Below are 21039 nucleotides of genomic sequence, written 5' to 3'. Positions count from 1 at the left end.
GACTCATCCCCTCTTCCAAAACACCTTCTTCGGCCGGACCGCGGCCGGCTGGCGATCGACGACTTCACCGACGGCGGCCACGGCGCCGGCGTGTATCACGAGGACGAGATCGCCAGGCGAGAGCGACAGCGCGTCGCCCACCTCGACCGTCTGGCCGTTCGCAAGGCGCTCCAGCACCTCGCGCGGGGGGTGCCACATTGGCAGGTCCTCGAGGTACAGGAGCGGATCGCGTAGGTGCGAGGCGGGATTCGCCGAAGCCATCCAGTCGTCGAGAGGAATGGCGTCCTCGACGCGCGCGCAGCCGATGGCGAGCCGGCGAAGCGAGCGCATGTGTGCGGGCACACCGACGAGCGCGCCGAGATCGCGGCACAGGGCCCGGACGTAAGTGCCTTTCGAGCAGCGGACGTGAAAGCGGGCCACAGCGAGTTCGCCCTCGTGATGGAACTCGTCGAGGGTCAAGGTTCGAACGTGAACGGTCCGCTCTGGGATTTCCACCTTCTTGCCCTGGCGAGCGAGATCGTAAGCCCGGCGACCGTCGATGTGAATCGCGGAGTATGCGGGCGGCCGCTGCCGAATTTCGCCGGTGAGCCGGGCCGCGGCCTCGCGCACGGCGGCGAGATCCAGACCCGTGGCCTGCGCCTGCGCCACGACGGTGCCCTCCGCGTCGTCGGTGTCCGTGCCGACGCCGAACACTACCGTGCCGCAGTACTCCTTGTCGCCCTGGCCGAGGTATTCGAGAAGGCGGGTGACGCGGCCGACGCAGATCATCAAAAGGCCCGTCGCCATCGGGTCGAGCGTGCCCGCGTGCCCGACGCGCCGCACGCCGAGCTTGCGGCGGACGCGATGGACCACGTCATGGGACGTCATTCCCTTAGGCTTATCGATGAGCAGGACGCCGTCTAACGCTTGCACGCTTCATCCACTTCCTTCAGGGCCGCGATCACGGCCGCCTCCACGGCCTGCTTCGCCTCCTCCAACGGGCCTTCGAGGACGCACCCGGCGGCACGGGCGTGTCCGCCCCCGCCGAACCGCTGGGCAATGGCCGCCACGTCCACACGCCGCTTGGAGCGGAGACTCGCCTTCACGAGCCCGTCCGGCCGCTCCCGCAGTAGGACACCTACCTCGACGGTCTCGACGGATCGCGCGAACGCGACGAGGCCCTCGACGTCGTCCTCGCTGGCATTGCACGACGCGAGCATCGCCTGGCTGACGAGGATGAACGCGTACTGCCCGTCGGGCGCGATGGTCATCTCTCGCAGCGCAATCTGGAGAAGCCTCATCTGCTCGAGCGTCCGCGCCTCGAGGGCGGGCTCGGCGATGTCGTACGGCTGGACCCCGCTCGCCAAGAGTTCCGCGGCAATCTGGTGCACCTCGCGCGTCGTGTTGGGGTAGCTGAAGCCGCCCGTGTCCGTCAAGATGCCCGTGTACAGGCACTTGGCGAGATCGACGGCGAGCGGCACGTCGAGCGCCCTCGCCACGTGATACAGGACCTCGCAAGTCGCGGCCGCTAACGGATCCACGCACGCCACCCGCCCGTAGCGGGGGTTCGTCTGGTGGTGATCGATGTTCACGACAAACCGATCCTGCGCGAGGAGCGGCGCGACCGGCGCAAACCGCTGTTCATCCGCGCAGTCGACCGCGACGATGTGCTGAAACTGGCGTGGAACCAGATGGTCGATGGATTGAATGCGATCGTACATAGGCAGGAAGCGGAACCGCGGGGGCAATGCCTCGCCGGCCGCGATGGCGTACCGCTTGCCGAGCGCATCCAGCATGTGCGCCACCGCAAGCGCGCTCCCCAGCGCATCCCCGTCTGGACGCTCGTGCGTGACAATCAACCAGTCATCGAGGGTTCGAAGCGCCTCTGCGGCGCGCGCGATGGCGTCCTTGTCCCGTGGCTCGGGCTGCCAACTCGTCATCCCCTGACTCCCCTCGGGCGCTCAATCGTTCGTTTCATGTTCTTTGAGCGACTTCAGCACCTGTTCAATGCGCTCGCTGTATTCGCCGGACTCGTCAAGCCGAAACACGAGCTCCGGCGCCATACGCATATGCAGCCTGCGCGCGATCTCGCCTCGGAGAAACCCAGCCGCCTTGGTCAGCACGCTGAGCGTGGCCTCCTTTTCCGCTCCGCTGCCGTACACGCTCACGTAGATCTTGGCGTGCTGGAGGTCGCCCGAGACCTCCACGCGCGTGATGGTCACAAAGCCAATCCGCGGATCCTTCAGCTCGTGCTGAAGGAGATCCGCGAGTTCCTTCTTCATCTGTTCGGCGACTTTCTGTGCCCGAATCCGCGTCAACGTTCACGCACCTCCACGGCGTTCCTCGTCACACCCGCGCGACCTCTTCCATCGTGAACGCCTCGATCACGTCGCCCACCTTGATGTCGTTGAACTTCTCGATGGTCATGCCGCATTCGTAGCCTGCCGCCACCTCGCGCACGTCGTCCTTAAAGCGGCGGAGAGACGACAGCTTGCCCTCGTAAATCACGACGCCATCGCGCACCACGCGCACATCTGCGTCGCGCGGGATACGACCGTCCGTGACATAACATCCCGCGACGGTGCCGACTTTCGAGATGTTGAACGTCTCGCGCACCTCCGCGTGGCCGACGATGACCTCCTTGTACTCCGGCGCCAGCATGCCCTTCATGGCCGACTCGATTTCCGCGATGGCGTCGTAGATCACGCGGTACAGGCGGATATCGATCTTCTGCTGTTCCGCGACCCGCCGCGCGTTCGCGTCTGGACGCACGTGGAAACCGATGATGATGGCGTTCGACGCCGAGGCGAGCTGCACGTCGGACTCCGTGATGGCGCCGACGCCCTTGTGAATCACCCGCACTCGGACGCCCTCCACGTTGATCTTCTCGATGGACTGCACCAGCGCCTCGACCGACCCCTGCACGTCCGCCTTCACAATCACGTTCAACTCGGCGACGTTGCCTTCCTTGATCTGACGGTAGAGATCGTCCAGCGTGACGCGCGCGGTCGCCTGCATCTGCTGCCGCTCCCGCTCGAGGCGGCGCTCCACGACGGCGCGGGCGCTCTTCTCGTCATCGTACACCACAAACTGGTCGCCTGCCTGCGGCACGCCGTTGAGGCCCTGGATCTCCACGGGCGTCGACGGCGGAGCGGCTTTCAGGCGCCGACCGTTCTCGTTGACCATCGCCCGGACGCGACCATACGTCGTGCCGGCGATCACGATGTCGCCGACCTTTAGCGTGCCGTTTTGCACCAGCACCGTCGCCACCGGACCACGGCCGCGATCGAGCTTCGCCTCGATCACGGTTCCGCGCGGGCGCGCATTCGGATTCGCCTTCAGATCCTGCATGTCGGCGACGAGCAGAACCATCTCGAGCAGGGTGTCGAGGTTCAAGCGCTTGAGCGCGGAGATCTCGACGAAGACCGTGTCACCGCCCCACTCCTCGGGGACGAGGCCGTACTGCACGAGCTCCTGCTTCACGCGATCCGGATTGGCATCCGGCTTGTCAATCTTGTTGATGGCCACAATGATGGGCACGTTCGCAGCCTTCGCATGGTTAATGGCCTCCACCGTCTGCGGCATCACGCCGTCGTCCGCCGCCACGACGAGGATGGTGACGTCCGTCACCTGGGCACCGCGGGCGCGCATGGTCGTGAACGCCTCATGTCCGGGCGTATCCAGGAACGTGATGAGCCGTCCGCCAATTTCGACCTGATATGCGCCAATGTGCTGCGTGATGCCTCCGGCTTCGCCCGCAGCCACGCGGCTTTCGCGCAACGCGTCCAATAGCGTCGTCTTGCCGTGATCGACGTGGCCCATGATGGTGACCACGGGCGGACGCGGCACGAGCTCCGAAGGATCATCCGGCTCCACCAGGAGCTCGAGCGCCTCCTCGTCGACCGGCTCCTTCACGTGCACGGTGACGCCGAGATCCGAACCGATGAGTTCCATCGTGTCCGTGTCGATGTCCTGGTTGATGGTCGCCATCACGCCGAGCATGAGCAGGCGCTTGATGATCTCCGCCGGCTCGCGCTGCAGAAGCTTGGCAAACTCGCCGACCGTCATCGGCCCCTCGACGGTCACCTCGGTTGGCAGTGGCTTCTCCTGTTTACCCGCGCGCCGCTTCGGCGCCCGCTGAAGTTTGGTCTCGTTGAACTCCTCGTGGCGCTGATACCCTTCGCGTTCCTTGCGCTCCTTTTCCTTGCGCTGCGATCCCGGCGCAACAGGCTTCTGCTGAGCCGCCTGCACCGCCACCACCTGGGGCGGCCGCGGCGCGCGCGGGAAGCGAGCTCCGCCGCCGTTGCCAGACGCGGAACGCTGGCCGTCCCGCCCGCGCCCGTTGGCGCGGTCCCCGTGACCCTGCTGTCCCTGAGGACGGCCTGCGTAGCTCCCTCGATCCCGATTCCTATCCCCTTGCCCTTGCCCACCGTTGCGCGCGTAGCTGCCGTTCGAGTTCCGCTGGCCCGCGGGGCGATCCGAGCGGGTCCGCGCATCCCCGGATCCGTTTGGCGCTCCTTCCCGCCGATCCCGGCCGCGGCCCTGTGCGCCGCCTCGATCCCGGCTGTCGCGATCGCGCCGAGGCTGGTTCGCCTGAGCGCCGGTGCTTGCAGGATCCGCGTCTCGCTGACCTTGGGCGTGGCGATTGGGCCCGTTCGCCTGCGCCGCCTGCGCCCGGCTCTGGCCCTGCTCAGCCTGCGCTTCGGCCTTCGCCTTCTGCTGGCGCTCGCGCAATTCCTTCTCCATCTCCTGTGCACGCCTTTCCGCCGCACGGCGCTTCACGTCTTCAAAGAACTGTTCGACCTTTTGAATCATCTCATCGTCCATCACGCTCATGTGATTCGCGACGGGCACGCCGAGCCGATTGAGGATGGTCAAGATCTCCTTGCTCGACATGTTCATCTGCTTTGCGTACTCGTACACTCTCAACTTCGTCAAACGCTCCACCTCCGTGGAATTCCCCAAGCCGCGCCAAGACCTCGCGCGCAAATCCAGGCTCCACGACGGCAACGGCACCGGACGTATCCCGTCCAATGGCTCGACCGATCTCCGCTTTGGTCCCGAAACACACGACCTGAATGCCGTACGACGCCGCCTTGTCCATCAGTTTCTTTCGGCCATTGTCTCCCGCGTCTACCGCGATCATCACCAATTGGGCTCGCCGCGTTCTCACCGCGTCCAACACGCGCTTCTGGCCGTCGATCACGGCCCTAGCCCGGCGCGCCAAGCCGAGCAGCCCCAAGATGCTCTCCTTGTCAGTGCGCATCTCCGTCTCCCACCAGCTGGCGGCGGAGAGATTCATGGATCTCCTGCGGAATGGCCACTTTCAACGCCCGTTCAAGCGCCCTGCGCTTCACCGCGATATGGAGGCACGCTTCAGACGGGCAAAGATACGCGCCTCGGCCATTCCGCTTCCCGGTGGAATCCAGCACGATGTCTCCCTCTGGCGTTCGCACAATGCGCGTGAGTTCCGCCTTCGGCTTCATCTCCTGGCAACCCACGCACTTGCGAAGCGGCACCTTTCTCACGCGATTCATGCGGCGCCCTCCCGGTTCAGGGTTCGTTCAGCCAGTCGTCGGACAGCGTGGCGAACTCGGGCTCTTCCTCGTTCGTGTCCTCGAGCTGATCGAGAAGTGAATGAGAGGCCATCTGCGACTCGCTCTTGATGTCGATCTTCCAGCCCGTGAGCCGCGCGGCAAGCCGGGCGTTCTGTCCCTCCTTCCCAATCGCCAGGGACAGCTGGTAATCCGGGACCACCGTCCGCGCCACGCGCTCGTCCTCGTAGATGTGCACGTCGATGACCTTTGCGGGAGACAGCGCATTCGCCACGAAGGTCGCCGGATCCTCGCTCCACTCCACGATGTCGACCTTTTCACCGTTCAATTCGTTCACAATCGCCTGAACGCGCGAACCCCGTGCGCCAACGCACGCCCCGATGGGATCCACTTCCGGATTGCGCGAATGAACCGCGATTTTGGAACGCGATCCCGCCTCGCGGGCCACGGCCTTGATCTCCACGATGCCCTCGTAGATTTCTGGCACCTCGAGTTCAAATAAGCGGCGAAGCAGGCCCGGGTGCGTGCGGGACACCACAATCTGCGGACCCTTCGACGTGCGCTCCACGCGCGCGATGAAGACCTTCAACCGCTTGCCGACCTGAAGCTTGTCAGACGCCATCTGCTCCGATTGGGGCAGAATGGCCTCCGTATCGCCGAGGTCGACATACGCCACGCGCGGTTCGAGCCGACTGATGGTCCCGCTCACGACCTCTTCCTCGCGATCCGCGAATTTGCTGTAAATGACGGACCGCTCGGCTTCCTTCACACGCTGCATGACGACCTGCTTGGCGGCCTGCGCGGCGATGCGCCCGAAGTCGCGCGGGGTGACCTCAATTTCCACGACATCTCCGATTTGATAGCTTGGATTGATGTCCCGCGCGGCGTCGAGCGAGATCTCGAGGCGCGTGTCCTTCGGTTCCTCGACGACGGTCTTGCGCGCATACACGTGTACCTCGCCAGTGTCGCGTTTCACCTCCACGCGCACGTTTGCCGCCGAGTGGAAGTTGCGGCGGTAGCTCGCAATCAGCGCCGCCTCAATCGCCTCGAGCAGAACTTCCTTGTCAATCCCCTTTTCGCGCGCCAGTTGGTCTAGAGCTTCCAGAAAATCCACATTCATGACTAGGGAACCTCCCCTTCGCGAAATCTCAGGCGCGTTCGGGTCACCACTCCAGAGCCAGCCGCGCGTGCGCAATCTTTTCCATGGGCACTGCCAGCGTGACGGTCTTAGAGCGGCGCTTGATCTCGAGGATCAAACGTTCCCCGTCGTAGGAAACGAGCGTCCCTTCGTGCGTCTTGGCTCCCATAAGCGGCTCGTACAGCGACACGTGCACGTATCGGCCCACAGCGCGCTCAAAGTCCGCCGGCCTCTTGAGAGGCCGCTCCGCGCCGGGCGAAGACACTTCGAGGAAGTACGCGTTCGGAATCGGGTCCACGCGGTCGAGCTCCTCCGACAACTGCTCGCTCACGCGGCTGCAGTCGTCGATGTCGACGCCGCCCGGCTTGTCGATGTACACGCGCAGATACCAATTCTTCCCTTCCTTCGTGTACTCGATGTCCACCAGTTCGACCGCTTCCCGCTCCACGATGGGCAGCACCAAGCGTTCAACGATTTCGGTCACGCGATCTCTCGTCACGCGTCATCCTCCCACATGCCGCTTGTGTCTCCATTCCTCGCCTCGCGTACGCCAAAAAGTGCCGAGCATAAATCAAAGAGTGGGGGGGCCCCACTCTTGTCCGCACACGGTATACGAAGCCTGACGGAGCCAGTATATCACTGCCGTCTGGATTTCGCAACGTGAGGCGCCATCCTTCGTTGTCTTGGGCGAAACGACGTGTTATCGTGATTACCGCAACCGCGCAAAGGAGGACGTCATGCGTACCATTACGCCCGATCGATTGCGAAACGTGGCGATTGTCGCTCACGTCGATCACGGCAAGACCAGCCTTGTCGATCAAATGCTTCGCCAATCCGGCCTCTTCCGCGACAACCAACACATCGCGGAGCGGGCGCTTGACTACAATGACCTTGAGCGCGAACGAGGAATTACGATTCTCGCGAAGGCGACGGCCATCCCGTACGAGTCGTACCGCATCAACATCGTGGATACGCCGGGTCACGCCGACTTCGGCGGCGAGGTCGAACGCATCCTCCGCATGGTGGACGGCGTGCTCCTCGTGGTAGACGCCTTCGAGGGCGTGATGCCACAGACGCGCTTCGTCCTCGACAAGGCCTTGTCCGCCGATCTCGTCCCGATTGTGGTCATCAACAAGATGGATCGGCCGAACGCGCGCCCCGCGGACGTGATCGACGAAGTGCTCGAGCTGTTCATCGACCTCGGCGCGTCGGAGGAGCAGCTCGACTTTCCAGTGATTTATGCATCAGCGCTTGAAGGACGCGCGTCGACCGATCCCATGAACCTGGGTACCGATATGCGCCCGCTGTTTGACGCCATTGTCGCCCACATCCCGAGCCCGCAGGTGGACGCCAAAGGCCCCTTTCAGTGGCAGGTCACCATCATTGATTACGATGAGTATCTCGGGCGCATCGGCATCGGGCGCGTCCACCGAGGCGAGATCCGCCAAGGGCAGGCCGTGGTGCGTCTGCGTGGGGCGGACGACCTGGTCGAAGGGCGCGTGCAGAAGCTCTTCGTGTACCAAGGTCTGGGGCGCGTGGAGGTCGAATCCGCATCCGCCGGTGACATCGTGGCCATTGCCGGCCTTGCAGACATCACGGTCGGGGACACGCTCGCCGCGCCGGATCGACCCGAGCCGCTTCCGGTCATCGAGATTGACCAACCGACGCTCGAAATGACGTTTCACGTCAACGACAGCCCGTTTGCGGGCCGCGAAGGACAGCACGTGACGAGCCGTAAGCTGCGGGACCGCCTGTACCTGGCGATGCAGTCGGACGTCAGCCTGCACGTTGAGGACACCGACGACACCGACGCGTTCCTTGTCAAGAGCCGCGGAGAGCTTCACCTCTCCATTCTCATCGAGACCTTGCGGCGCGAGGGCTACGAGCTCGCGGTGTCCAAGCCGCGCGTGATCGTGCGCGAAGAGGCGGGCGAGCGCCTCGAACCCATCGAAGAACTCGTCGCCGACGTGCCCGAGGATGCGTCCGGCAGCGTGATTGCGGAAGTCGGGCTGCGAAAGGGCGAACTCGTCGCCATGCACCCACTCGGCCAAGGCGGCATGGTCAGGCTCGTCTTCCAGGTGCCCACCCGAGGGCTCATCGGGTTTCGCTCCCTCTTCCTTACGATGACCCGCGGTTACGGGATCATGCATCACCGCTTTCAGGCGTACGCGCCATGGCGGGGACCCATCCAGGCGCGTCGGCAGGGCGTGCTCGTGGCGAGCGAAACAGGACTCGCGACGGCGTACGCCATCAGCAACCTCGAGGACCGCGGGGTGATGTTCATCACGCCCGGCACGCCGGTGTATGAAGGCATGATTGTCGGCGAGCACAATCGCGAGAACGACCTCGTCGTCAACGTCACCAAAGAAAAGCATCAGACCAATATCCGATCCTCGACCAAAGAGGAGACGGTGAAGCTGAAGGCGCCGCGCCTTTTGTCCCTCGAAGAGGCCATCACGTACATCGAGGAGGACGAGCTGTGCGAGGTCACGCCGCAGTCCATTCGGCTTCGGAAGAAAATCCTCAACAAAAGCGAGCGAGAAAAGGTGAAGCGGCGCCAGGCGTGACCTGACGCCGCTTCATCATCCCACAGGACTGTAGACGGGATAGACGCCGAGCGCGAGAATCTCCACGCCCTGGAGCGCCAAGAGCTCCCGAACTACAGAGAGCACCCGCTCGCCGCGGTCCTCGTAGGGCCGGACGGAGGCATCCAGGTAATACACGTAGTTGCCGATAGCATCGCCTACTGGGCGCGACTCAAGGCGCGTGAGGTTCAGGTTGGCTGCTGCAAAGGTGTGCAGCGCGAGCGCGAGTCCTCCTGGGCGATGCGGCACGCCCCGAAGACACAAGGACGCCGTCCAGTCCGTGAGGCTCCATGGAGGATTCGGCAACGCGACCTCAGGCGATCCGACGAGGGCAAAGCGCGTCACGTTGCCCGGCCGATCCTCGAAGGGCTCCGGCCACACCGACAGCCCATACGATTGGGCGGCGCGCCGACTGCCGATAGCCACCGCGCGGGCGCGCTCGCCCATGGCGATCTGCCGGACAGCCTCGGCCGTGCTCGAGACCGCGACCTCCCGGGCGCCGGGAAATCGGAGCCGGATGTGCTCCTTGCACTGGGCGAGCGCCTGGGGATGAGAGACCACCTCGTCGACCTCGTCGAGATCGAGCCCCTCCCGATAGATGGCGTATTGATGAATGGGCAGCGTCACCGCGGCGAGGATTTGGCGCGCACCCTCCTCCTGGTGTTCGCGCGTGAGCGCGTCCCAAACTTGCCAGACGGATCCCTGAATGCTGTTTTCAATCGGAACGCAAGCGAATCGGCGCGCCGATTTCGGCGCCTCGAAGATCTCATCGAAGCTCTGCATCGCCACTTGCTTGACCGGCTCGCCCGCCAAGAGAGCCGACGCGATGCGATCCGCGGCCTCGTGGCTGTGCGTGCCCTCGGGCCCGAGATACATGAGTTCCCACGCGCTCACGCATCCACCTCACCTTTCACCCGCGCGCTGGCTGGAACAGTTCCAGCCGCTCGCCGTCGGGACCTGCAAAGAAGATGTATCGAGCGCCGTTTCGGAGCGTCGTGATGGCCTCATCGAGAAAACGCACGCCCTTCGCGCGCAGCCGATCCACCTCGGCTTCGATGTCATCGACTGTGATGGCCACGTGGTGCACTTGCCCCTCGTCCGGCAGTTCATCCGCATAGCCCTCGATGAGCTCGAGCTGCGCAGTCTGCCCGGGATAGGACAGAAACGCGAGCCGGATGCCAGGCGTGTTGTGGTCGAGCGTGCCCAGGAGTTGCATGCCGAGCACATCGGTGTAAAACGCGATGGAGCGCTCCAAATTCGACACCATAATGCCCGTATGTTCCAGCTTGATCATCGCCATGCGTGGGTACCTCCTCAGAACAAGGAAAGCTGATTGGTCTCCGGCAGCCCGTCGAGGCAACCGAGTTCCATGAGCACGTCGATCACGGCCCGCGAAGCGCGCGCCCGCGACTGAAGATCTTCGAGCGACAGGAATTCGCCCTGCTGCGCCGCTTCATACAGGTTGCGCGCCGCCGTCTCCCCAATTCCGGGAATGGCGGCGAAAGGCGGCCTGAGCCCCTGCGCCTCTTCCTCAATGAGGAACTGGGTCGCATGCGACTTGTACAGATCGATAGGCAAGAACCGGTATCCACGGGCCACCATCTCGAGCGCAACCTCGAGGACCGTCAAGAAGCTCTTCTCCTTGGCTGAGGCCACGTTGCCCTTCGCCTCGATCTCCTCGATCTTCTTCAAGATGGCCTCCCGGCCCGCGGTCATCACGGCCACGTCGAAGTCGTCCGCACGCACCGTGAAATAGGTCGCGTAAAATGCGAGCGGCCGGTGCACTTTGAACCACGCGATTCGAACGGCCATCAGCACGTACGCCGCGGCGTGCGCCTTCGGAAACATGTACTTGATCTTCTTGCCCGACTCGATGTACCACTCCGGCACGCCGTGCTCCCGCATGTACACCTCGTCTTCCGGTTTGACGCCCTTCCCCTTGCGGATACCTTCCATAATCTTGAATGCACGCGCCGGATCGAGCCCCTTCTGGATGAGGTAGAGCATGATGTCGTCTCGGGCGCAGATGACCTCAGACAGGGTCGCAATCTTGTCGCGAATGAGGGTCTGAGCGTTGTTCAGCCAGACGTCCGTGCCGTGCGACAACCCCGAAATGCGCACGAGCTCCGAGAACGTCGTGGGCCGCGTATCCTCGAGCATCTGGCGGACAAAGCGCGTGCCGAACTCCGGAATGGCGTACGTGCCGGTGGTCGACCGGATTTCCTCCGGGGTCACGCCGAGCGGACGCGTGCTCCGAAACAGCTCCAGCACGTCGGGATCGTCGAGCGGGATGGACTTCGGATCCACGCCCGTGAGATCCTGCAGCATGCGGATGACGGTCGGATCGTCGTGGCCGAGGATGTCGAGCTTCAACAGGCAGTTCTCGAGCCCGGAGTGGTAGTCGAAGTGAGTCGTGAGCGTCTCCGACGACGTATCGTCCGCGGGGTATTGAATCGGCGTGAAATCATAGATCTCGACATAATGCGGCACCACCACCTGCCCGCCCGGATGTTGGCCGGTGGTCCGTTTCACGCCCGTGCATCCTCGGACCAAGCGCTCGATCTCGGCATTGCGCAGCACCAACCCGCGCTCCTCGGCGAACTTCCGCACATACCCGTAGGCCGTCTTCTCGGCCACTACGGAGATGGTGCCCGCCCGGAACACGTGGTCCTTCCCAAACAACTCTTCCGTGTACCGGTGCGCCCTCGGCTGATACTCCCCAGAGAAGTTCAGGTCGATGTCGGGCACCTTGTCCCCATCGAAGCCCATGAACGTCTCGAACGGGATGTCCTGCCCGTCCTTGTGCAACTTCGCGCCGCAGTTGGGGCACGCCTTGTCCGGGAGGTCGAAGCCAGATCCGTACTCACCTTGCAGGAAAAACTCGTGATAGTGACACGACAGGCACACGTAGTGGGGCGGCAGTGGATTGACCTCGGTGATATCCGTCATGGTGGCCACCAACGACGAGCCGACCGAACCGCGGCTGCCGACCAAGTACCCGTCGCTCAGAGACTTCGTAACCAGCTTGTGGGCAATCAAGTAGATGACCGCATAGCCGTGTGAGATAATGGCGTTGAGCTCGCGCTCGAGCCGCTTCTCGACGAGCTCGGGCAGCGGATCCCCGTAGATGCGCTTCGCCTTGTCGTAAGCGAGCCTACGGATTTCCTCTTCCGCTCCTTCGATGACCGGCGTGTGAAGCTCATCCGGAATCGGCTTCACGTCGTCACACAGCGCCACCAGACGGCGCGGGTTGTCGATCACGACGGCGCGCGCGTCCTCTTCTCCCAAAAACGCGAACTCCTCGAGCATCTCATCGGTCGTTCGGAAGTGAAGGGGCGGCTGCTTGGTATCCAGCTTTTGCGACTGCAGAAAGATCTCTCGGAAGATGGCGTCGTGCTCGTCCAGATAATGCACGTCGCCCGTGGCCACGACCGGCTTGTTCAGGCGCTTGCCAATCTCCACGATGTTGCGCAGGAGTTCGCGCACCTGCTCAAACGACGCCACGACGCCCTCTCGCACAAGCGGCTCGTAATGACTTATCGGCTGGATCTCCAGATAGTCGTAGAACTCGAGCAACGTGTCGATCTCGTCCTCGGATTTGCCGCGAAAGAACGCCTCGATAAGCTCTCCTTGGCGACACGCTGTGCCGATCAGCAGCCCTTCGCGGTGGCGAGCGAGCGCGCTTTTCGGAATGCGCGGCACGCGGTGCAGATACTGCGTATGCGCGATGGAGACGAGGCGGTACAGATTCCGCAGCCCCTCGCGATTGCGGACCAGCACGGTGGCGTGGAACGGCCGAACGCGCGAGATGTCAATCTGACCGCGGAGATGGTTCATATCCAACAGGTTGTGGATCCCGCGCGCCTTCGCGTCTTGGAGCATGCGCACGAATACTTTGGCTGTCGCCTCGCTGTCCGCCAGCGCCCGATGGTGGTTGACGAGCTCGACGGAAAACTTCTGGGTGAGCGTCTTCAGCTTGTAGTTCTTCTCGCCCGGGTAGAGCACGCGGGCGAGCGCCAGGGTGTCAATGACGGGTTCTTCCCACGGATCGAGGCCCAAGCGCTCCGCGCATTGATTCAAGAATCCCACGTCGAACTCCGCGTTATGGGCCACGAGCACGGCGCCGCGCGCGAATTGGCGGAATCCGTCAAGCGCCTCCTTCAGCTTCGGCTGACCGACCACCATCTCGTTCGTGATGCCCGTCAACTCGACGATTTTCGGGTCGAGCGGCCGCTCGGGATCGATGAGCGTCGCGTACGTGTCCACGATGTGCCCCGCCTTGACCTTGACCGCGGCGATCTCGATGAGCGTGTCTTCCCGCGCGTTGAGCCCGGTCGTCTCCGTGTCAAACACGACATACTCGGTCTCGTCGTCCAGCGGCCGATCGCACTCGCGATAGACCAAAAGCCCACCATCGTCCACCACGTACGCCTCGACGCCAAGCACGAGTCGCACTCCGTGTTTCTTGGCCGCTTGATACGCTTCCGGATACGCCTGGCACACGCCGTGGTCCGTGATGGCAATGGCGTCGTGCCCCCATTCCGCGGCGCGCTTCACCAACGCTGCAGCACTCACGACGCCATCCAGCGCCGACATCGTGGTGTGGGCGTGCAGCTCAATCCTCTTCACCTCCGCCGTATCCGCCCGCCGAGGCGCATCCTGAGGGCGCATCGACTGGACCATAAACACGAGTTCCTTGGCATACGGATCGAACTGCACCTGACCCTGAATTTTCACCCACACGCCATCCGCGAGATGAGACGTGGCCTGCAGATCTCGCTCCGACTGCACGAACATCTTGGCCGAGATGGAGTCCGTGTGATCCGTGATGGCAAATTGAATGAGCGTGCGCCCGCTCGCCAGCGTCCTGCGTTCTACGCCGAAGACCTCGCCCACCACGGTGGCACGCCGCATCTCATCGGCGATGTCCCGCAATGGGATGGGTGTGGGCTCCTCGTACATCTGGCCGACGACAAGCGGCTCCACGCCCTGCGCAGCGCCGGTGTCACTCCGCCCTTCCGACTCCTTGGGCTGGTCTTTCGCTGATTTCGCCTCTTCGGCAAGCTGGCGCCACCAACGCGCCTCGGCCTCCTGCTTCAGTTTCTCGCCCGCCGCGAGGAGGTCTTCACAAGCCGTCTCATCCACCTCGACGAGGACCGTCACATGAAGGCCAAACGCGCGACGAGCCTCCGAGGTGAGCCACTCCGCAACACCTTTCTGCTTGAGCTGATCCGCAATCGGTTGGCTCGGGACGCGGATGCTGGCGCGAAACCGCGCGGGCTCGTCCACAGCCTCCACGGTCAGTCTCGCCTGCGACAGCCATTTGCCCGAAACGTGAGACCGCTCCTCATAGGCAGCGGCAAGAGCGCGCATTGCGCATTCCGCCTCCCGTGTGGATACGACGTCGGCAGACATGACTTCGATGCTCCATGCGCAGGACGTCCCAAACGCCGAGGCGCACAGCTCGTGGATCTCGGCGAGATCGCGATAGAAGGAAGAGAACGCGTCTGCCTCAGGCCCCAAGGTGCCGAAGGGTGACTCCACGTTGACGCGGATCTCCCGGGTCGCCCGACGCACGCGGACGCTTCGAACCCTAGCGAGCGCCCGCTCCCGGACGGCGTGTTCGGTGATGGCCATGGCCTCATCTCGCGCTCCCCTCTAGAACCAATGCGTCACGTCGCGATACGTGATCACGACCGCGAACAACATCACAATCGCAAAACCCACAAAATGAACAAATCCTTCTTTTCCGGGTCCACCCGCCGCCCTCGAATGAGCTCGATGGCCATGAACAACAGCCGCCCGCCATCCAGCGCTGGAATGGGGAGCAGGTTGAACAAGCCGAGCCCGAGGCTGAGCGCGCCCGTCACGGCAACCACGTTCCAAATACCGAATCGAACCTGCTCCGTGATCACGTGCGCGATCCCGACGGGGCCCGAGAGCGACTGGAACTGGTGATGCACGAACAGCCCCACGTAGCCTTGGATGGTCATGACGATGTCTCGGACCAGCGCCGAAAATCCGGCGGGGACGGTGTGGAGAGGGCTGTGAGAAATCTCGGCGTCGATGCCGATCATCGGCTCGCCGCTGACGAGGCGGGGCGTGACGACGACGGACCGCGTGCCTTCGTCCGTTTTCACCTCAAGGACAAGCGGTTCCGGATGGCCATCACGCGCACCCTCCTCGGACACCGCGCGCACAAGTCCCGCCCAGGAGTGAATGGGGCGGCCATCGACGGCCACGATGGTGTCGCCAGGAGCGAGGCCAGCATGCGCCGCGGGCGTCCCAGGCTCGACATGTCCCACGGTGGTTGTCGGCACGCCTGTGTACGTGTTCACCGCGGAGAACAACACACCCGCCAGGATGAGGTTCATCACAGGTCCGGCCAGGATGACGGCAGCTCGCTGCCAAAGCGGCTTGCCAATCATCTGCTGATCCTTCGGGACGATGGGAATGGACGAGCGCCGGCTCAGCATGACCCGGGCGCCCTCCTTCACGGGAAAGCGCCGAAGTCCTTCGTCCGTCTGCAAGGTCATGGTCATCTCATCGGTCAGATCGACCTCGCGCACCACGCCCACGCGCGCGTTGGGCAGATCGCGGGGCTCCCCGAGTGCGGTGATCCGCCCCAAGTCGTCGAGTTCGTACGCGACGGATTGGCCGACGGGAAACCACGACTCTTGTGGAGCCTCGCCCGCCAACTGCACAAACCCACCGAGCGGAATGAGCCTGAGCGAATACTCCGTTCCTCCGCGCACCACGGATATCACCTTCGGGCCAAAGCCGATGGCAAACACGGGCACCGCGACACCACATCGTTTGGCGACGTAAAAATGACCAAACTCGTGCAACGTTACGCAGACGCCAAACACGAGCACAATGGCGATCGCCGCCTCTGCATAGAACTCGAGGTGCGCTAACATTGGCAACTGTTCATCCGCCCTTTGCCACGTAGAATTCAGCTAGACGCCGAGCTTGTGCATCCGCGCGAAGGATATCGTCGACAGACTGAGGGGCTTCGTTCGGCAAGCGTTCCAGCACCGCTTCCACAACCTCAGGGATCCGCAAAAACGGGATCTTTTCATGTAAAAACGCGTCGACCGCCACTTCGTTCGCCGCGTTCAGGACGCAGGGCGCGATGCCGCCTGCGCGGCCCGCCTCGACGGCGAGACGCAGGCAGGGAAACTTGTCGAGATCGGGTTCCTCGAAGTGAAGTGCTCCAACACCCGCCAGGTTCAGCCGCGGCCAAGGCGCGGCGAGGCGCTCAGGATACGTCACGGCGTACTGAATGGGCAAGCGCATGTCGGCCGTCGCGAGCTGTGCCACCACCGAGCCGTCCACAAACTCCACCATGGAGTGCACGATGCTTTCCGGATGTACAAGCACAGCTATCTTATCATATGGCACGGCAAACAAATGATGCGCCTCAATCACCTCGAGCCCCTTGTTCATCATCGTGGCGCTGTCGATGGTGATCTTCTGGCCCATGTTCCAGTTTGGATGGCGCAGAGCATCGCGGACTGTGACCTCCGCCATGCGCGCCTTCGGCCAGGAGCGGAAGGGGCCTCCCGAAGCGGTGAGGACGAGCTGCAGGACCTCCTCGGGCCTGCCGGATCGCAGACACTGGTGAAGGGCGCAGTGTTCGCTGTCCACTGGGACAATCTCGCCGCCTGCGTCTTGCATGGCGCGAAGGATCAGATCTCCCGCTGCCACAAGGCACTCCTTGTTGGCGAGCGCCAGCCGCGCGCCGCGGCCGACCGCAGCAAGCGCAGGCAGAATCCCCCGGGCCCCCACCACCGCATTCAGCACCACATCCGACGGATACGCGGCACAGGCGACGAGCCCCTCGTCTCCGACGACGATGTCCACCTGTTCACCCGGTAAGAGTTCGAGCAGCGCGCGCCGGGCTGCCTCGTCGGCAACGCCAACGAGCTTCGGGCGGTATCGGCGAATCTGTTCCGCCAACCGCTGCACATTGCGCCCCGCCGCAAGCGCGACGACCTCGTATGTATCCAACTGGGACAACACGTCGAGCGCCTGCACTCCAATGGTGCCCGTGCTCCCCAAAATGGCGATGCGCTTCATGTTTTCTCCTCCACCAGGCTCCTCTACATCCAGCCGTTCAGCACGCCGGAGATGAACCACAAAGCGAAGGGCGCCGCGAACAGCAAGCTGTCGATCCGGTCCAGTACGCCCCCGTGACCCGGCAACATCCGGCCGGAGTCTTTCACACCGGCCGCGCGCTTGTAGGCGCTCTCGACCAGATCCCCCACCTGGCCCGTCAGCGCCACCAGAAGCCCCACGGCCGCGAACACCCAAACGCTGTACCGCGGGTCGGCAATCTCTCCGAACACCACTGCGCCGACGACCGCGCCCGCCACTCCGCCGAGGGCACCGCTCACGGTCTTCTTCGGGCTGATGGCCGGAAGCAACTTGGGACCTTGAACCAATCGGCCGACAAAATAGGCCGCCGTGTCGGACATCCACGCCGCCACGAGAAACAGCCAGATCCAGAACCATCCTTCTGGCAAAGCGCGAAGGCCGATGAGCGACGCGCCGCCCGCGGCGAGATACAGCGCGCCGAACGCCGTCACGGCGTAGGTGCGCAAGTCATTCGGTCTTCGAGTGATGACGGGCAGCGCGAAAACCACCGCCACAGCCAAGAACAGGACGAACGGGTGAAACGCTTGTTTCGGGAACCAATCGGCGAGCGTGATCGCGATGGCCCCGAACCACGCAGCCGGGTCGAACCACCGCTGCCCGAACATCTGACAAAATTCCAACACCCCGGCCAACGTCGCAATCCACACAAGACATCGCCAGCCGGTCAGTCCCCCAAACAACAACACGAACAGGACCACGAGTCCTGCGATGACAGCCGTGACGACCCGCTGCTTGAGCATGGGAATGGACACCTACTCGATCGCGCCGAACCTCCGCTTGCGCTTTGCGTAATCGCAAATCGCCTGGTAGAGATCGTCGCGTGTAAAGTCCGGCCACAACACATCCGTAAACCAGAGTTCGGCATAAGCCGCCTGCCACAAGAGGAAGTTGCTCAGTCGGATCTCGCCACTCGTGCGGATGACGAGATCGAGCGGCGGAAGCCCCGCCGTGTCGAGATACCGATCGCACGTGGCCTCCGTGAGCTGCCCCACGGTCGCCCGACCTTCCATGACTTCGCGGGCGTAGCGCTCCATCGCCGCCACGATCTCCATTCGCCCCCCGTAATTGAGCGCGAAGTTGACGATCATCCCGGTATTGTGCTGAGTGCGCTGAATGGCGCGGCGAACGGTTTCCTGCGTGTGGGCGGGGAGGCGCTCAGTGTCGCCGATGAAACGCACGCGGACGTTGCGCCTCACCAGCTCGTCAATCTCGCTCCGAAAGAACTGCTCAGGCAGCCGCATGAGGTAATCCACTTCGGCCGCAGGCCTTTTCCAATTTTCGGTCGAGAAAGCATACAGCGTGACGCATTCGATGCCGAAATCGTCACACGCGCGGATGGCTTCCTTCATGGCCAACATGCCCGCGTGGTGACCCGCAATTCGGGGAAGACCGCGCTTTTGCGCCCAGCGGCCATTTCCGTCCATAATGAGACCGATATGCCGGGGCTTCACGTCGAGCGCTGGCTGCTCGACCTGCTCGACCGCCGCCGCGCTGGCACGCTGCGAACGCCCAAAACCCTTGAACAAGGCTGGCATCCCCCTTAATCCAGCTACCTTGGAACTCAGACCTGCGTCACGTCCTTCTCCTTATCTTCCAACAGGCGGTCGACCTGTGCAATGGCCTTGTCGGTCAACTGCTGAACCCGATCCATCAGCCGGCGCACGTCGTCCTCCGAAAGGTCTCCGGCCTTCTCCAGCTTCTTGATCTCCTCGTTGCCGTCCCGGCGAATGTTTCGAATGGCGACGCGCGCCTCTTCCGCCATCTTGCGCACCTGTTTGACCAACTCCTGACGCCGCTGTTCCGTGAGCGCAGGTATCGTCAATCGAATGACGTTGCCGTCGTTCGCGGGGTTCAACCCGAGATCGGACTTCTGAATCGCCTTCTCAATCTCGCTGAGCATGGACTTATCCCAAGGAGAGATGACCAAGAGGCGCGGCTCGGGCGACGTCACGCTGGCCACCTGGTTGACCGGCATCTGCGCGCCATAATACTCGACCATGACGTGATCGAGCATGGAGGGCGCAGCTCGTCCTGCGCGCACAGTGGCAAATTCACGGCGCAGATTCTGAATGGCCTTGTCCATCCGCTCCTGAAGATTTTGGATCAGTTCCTCATGCATGCGCATCACCCTTTCCCACCAAGGTGCCTATCTTTTCTCCCATCACAGCCCGAAGGATGTTGCCATCTTCGTTGATGTTGAACACCAGAATGGGAATGTCGTTGTCCTTGCACAAGCTCGCCGCCGTGGAATCCATCACACCGAGACCTTGTTTCAGCACTTCCATGAAGTCGAGTTCCGCGTACTTGGTCGCCGTGGGATCCTTCTGTGGATCCGCCGTGTACACGCCGTCCACACCGTTTTTCGCCATGAGGATGACCTCGGCCTCGATCTCGGCAGCGCGGAGCGCGGCCGTGGTATCCGTCGAAAAGAACGGATTGCCGGTCCCGCCTGCAAAGATGACCACGCGCCCCTTCTCCAGATGCCGAATCGCCCGGCGGCGGATATAAGGCTCCGCGACCTCCGACATGTGGATGGAACTTTGCACGCGCGTGGCCACCCCGAGCTTCTCGAGGGCGTCCTGCAGCGCCAATGCGTTCATCACGGTCGCCAGCATCCCCATGTAGTCGGCTGTGGCTCGATCCATGCCCATCTGACTCCCGGTCGCACCTCGCCAGATGTTGCCCGCCCCGACCACAATGGCAACCTGGACGTCGAGCTTTGCCACATCGGCGATCTGCCTGGCGATGTCTCGGATCACGGCCGGGTCGATCCCGAAACCGTGGCGCCCTGCAAGTGCCTCCCCGCTCAACTTCAGAACGATGCGGCGGTATTTTGGAATCGTCACACAGGCCCCTCCATTGCGCGAAAATAGGTGGCCATAATGGCATGAAAGGGAACACGCAACGGTGTCCCCTCATGCACCAGCCTTACGACAGGCGAACCTGAGACATGACCTCTTCCACGAAGTTCGTCTCCTGGCGCTCGATCCCTTCCCCGACCACGAACCGAGCAAACCGGCGAATCGAGATGTTTTCGCCAATCGTCGCGATCTTTTCCTTCACCAGCGTGTCGACCGTTTTGTCGGGATCCTTGACGAACGGCTGCTCCAGGAGGCAATTCTCCTTGAAAAACTTCTCCAAGCGCCCTTCCACGATTTTGTCCACCACGTGTTCGGGCTTACCCTCGTTTAACGTCTGAGCGCGCAGAATCTCGCGTTCCCGTTCAATGACGTCCTGCGGCACCTCTTCCCGACGCACGTACTGCGGATTCGACGCCGCGATGTGCATCGCGATGTCTTTCACAAAGGTGCGGAACTCCTCGTTCTTCGCCACGAAATCCGTCTCGCAGTTGACCTCGACGAGGACACCGATGCGGCCGCCGCCGTGGATATAGGCCTCCACCACGCCCTCCGCGGCAATCCGACCGGCCTTCTTGGCCGCCTGCGCGAGACCGCGTTCACGCAAAATGACGATGGCCTGCTCCATATCGCCGCCAGCCTCAGTCAGCGCCTTTTTGCAGTCCATCATGCCAGCGCCCGTGCGCTCGCGCAACTCCTTCACCATTGCTGCTGTGATTTCAGCCACGATGTTTCCTCCTCAACCGTCTGTATCCTCTATCACA

General features: G+C 63.1%; 19 protein-coding genes. 1 reads left to right on the top strand and 18 read right to left on the bottom strand.

The annotated features are described in order from the left end of the window. Positions 1-3 precede the first annotated feature (3 nt). The 8 genes from truB to rimP are packed head-to-tail and all read right to left on the bottom strand — an operon-like array spanning position 4 to position 7171. The gene (gene truB, locus TC41_RS06355; protein WP_014464189.1) at positions 4-912 is read right to left on the bottom strand and encodes a tRNA pseudouridine(55) synthase TruB; all 909 of its coding nucleotides are present in this window, start codon (positions 910-912) and stop codon (positions 4-6) included. Further along, positions 900-1919 (bottom strand): DHH family phosphoesterase, encoded by a 1020-nt coding sequence (locus tag TC41_RS06350; RefSeq protein ID WP_014464188.1) that lies wholly within the window; start codon positions 1917-1919, stop codon positions 900-902. Before TC41_RS06350 ends, truB begins: the two co-directional genes overlap by 13 nt. 21 nt (positions 1920-1940) lie before the next feature. Then, the gene (rbfA, locus tag TC41_RS06345; protein WP_014464187.1) at positions 1941-2297 is read right to left on the bottom strand and encodes a 30S ribosome-binding factor RbfA; all 357 of its coding nucleotides are present in this window, start codon (positions 2295-2297) and stop codon (positions 1941-1943) included. Between the two features lie 28 nt (positions 2298-2325). Beyond that, positions 2326-4881, bottom strand: coding sequence for a translation initiation factor IF-2 (infB, locus tag TC41_RS06340; protein ID WP_237700099.1), 2556 nt, complete (start codon positions 4879-4881; stop codon positions 2326-2328). Beyond that, positions 4796-5245: a L7Ae/L30e/S12e/Gadd45 family ribosomal protein gene (locus TC41_RS15730; protein ID WP_237700047.1), complete on the bottom strand. Its 450-nt coding sequence runs from the start codon at positions 5243-5245 to the stop codon at positions 4796-4798. Before TC41_RS15730 ends, infB begins: the two co-directional genes overlap by 86 nt. Then, complete coding sequence (gene rnpM / locus TC41_RS06335; protein WP_014464185.1) at positions 5235-5516, bottom strand: RNase P modulator RnpM; 282 nt, start codon at positions 5514-5516, stop codon at positions 5235-5237. The genes TC41_RS15730 and rnpM overlap by 11 nt, the downstream gene beginning before the upstream one ends. A gap of 16 nt (positions 5517-5532) precedes the next feature. After that, on the bottom strand, positions 5533-6654 hold the full coding sequence (nusA, locus tag TC41_RS06330) for a transcription termination factor NusA (protein WP_014464184.1): 1122 nt from the start codon (positions 6652-6654) through the stop codon (positions 5533-5535). A 43-nt stretch (positions 6655-6697) separates the two neighbouring features. Then, entirely contained in the window at positions 6698-7171 is a 474-nt protein-coding gene (rimP, locus tag TC41_RS06325) for a ribosome maturation factor RimP (RefSeq protein WP_012810774.1), read from the bottom strand. 238 nt (positions 7172-7409) lie between these two features. Here rimP and typA point away from each other — a divergent pair, with 238 nt between their 5' ends. Next, on the top strand, positions 7410-9239 hold the full coding sequence (typA, locus tag TC41_RS06320; protein WP_041695125.1) for a translational GTPase TypA: 1830 nt from the start codon (positions 7410-7412) through the stop codon (positions 9237-9239). Positions 9240-9254: 15 nt separating this feature from the next. On the opposite strand, the gene TC41_RS06315 is transcribed toward typA, so the two are convergent. From TC41_RS06315 to tsf, 10 genes are all read right to left on the bottom strand, one after another. Beyond that, entirely contained in the window at positions 9255-10151 is an 897-nt protein-coding gene (locus TC41_RS06315; RefSeq protein ID WP_014464182.1) for a prephenate dehydratase, read from the bottom strand. A 16-nt stretch (positions 10152-10167) separates the two neighbouring features. Further along, positions 10168-10557: a VOC family protein gene (locus TC41_RS06310; RefSeq protein ID WP_014464181.1), complete on the bottom strand. Its 390-nt coding sequence runs from the start codon at positions 10555-10557 to the stop codon at positions 10168-10170. A 14-nt stretch (positions 10558-10571) separates the two neighbouring features. Beyond that, positions 10572-14894, bottom strand: coding sequence for a PolC-type DNA polymerase III (locus TC41_RS06305; protein WP_014464180.1), 4323 nt, complete (start codon positions 14892-14894; stop codon positions 10572-10574). Positions 14895-14965: 71 nt separating this feature from the next. Continuing rightward, a complete protein-coding gene (locus TC41_RS06300) occupies positions 14966-16177 on the bottom strand; it encodes a M50 family metallopeptidase (protein WP_014464179.1) in 1212 nt (403 codons plus the stop codon). 10 nt (positions 16178-16187) lie between these two features. After that, the gene (locus TC41_RS06295) at positions 16188-17339 is read right to left on the bottom strand and encodes a 1-deoxy-D-xylulose-5-phosphate reductoisomerase (RefSeq protein ID WP_014464178.1); all 1152 of its coding nucleotides are present in this window, start codon (positions 17337-17339) and stop codon (positions 16188-16190) included. A 23-nt stretch (positions 17340-17362) separates the two neighbouring features. Then, positions 17363-18157: a phosphatidate cytidylyltransferase gene (locus TC41_RS06290; RefSeq protein ID WP_041695738.1), complete on the bottom strand. Its 795-nt coding sequence runs from the start codon at positions 18155-18157 to the stop codon at positions 17363-17365. Positions 18158-18169: 12 nt separating this feature from the next. Further along, positions 18170-18952, bottom strand: coding sequence for an isoprenyl transferase (locus TC41_RS06285; RefSeq protein ID WP_014464176.1), 783 nt, complete (start codon positions 18950-18952; stop codon positions 18170-18172). 26 nt (positions 18953-18978) lie between these two features. Next, positions 18979-19542, bottom strand: a complete 564-nt coding sequence (gene frr / locus TC41_RS06280) for a ribosome recycling factor (RefSeq protein ID WP_012810765.1) — start codon at positions 19540-19542, stop codon at positions 18979-18981. Beyond that, positions 19529-20263 (bottom strand): UMP kinase, encoded by a 735-nt coding sequence (pyrH, locus tag TC41_RS06275; RefSeq protein WP_014464174.1) that lies wholly within the window; start codon positions 20261-20263, stop codon positions 19529-19531. The genes frr and pyrH overlap by 14 nt, the downstream gene beginning before the upstream one ends. Positions 20264-20345: 82 nt before the next feature. After that, positions 20346-21002: a translation elongation factor Ts gene (gene tsf / locus TC41_RS06270; RefSeq protein ID WP_081462252.1), complete on the bottom strand. Its 657-nt coding sequence runs from the start codon at positions 21000-21002 to the stop codon at positions 20346-20348. Positions 21003-21039: the final 37 nt, after the last annotated feature.

The organism is Alicyclobacillus acidocaldarius subsp. acidocaldarius Tc-4-1 (assembly GCF_000219875.1).
Taxonomy (GTDB): domain Bacteria; phylum Bacillota; class Bacilli; order Alicyclobacillales; family Alicyclobacillaceae; genus Alicyclobacillus; species Alicyclobacillus acidocaldarius_A.
Note: the sequence above shows the minus strand (reverse complement) of the source record. Positions and strands in the feature narration are given on the sequence as shown.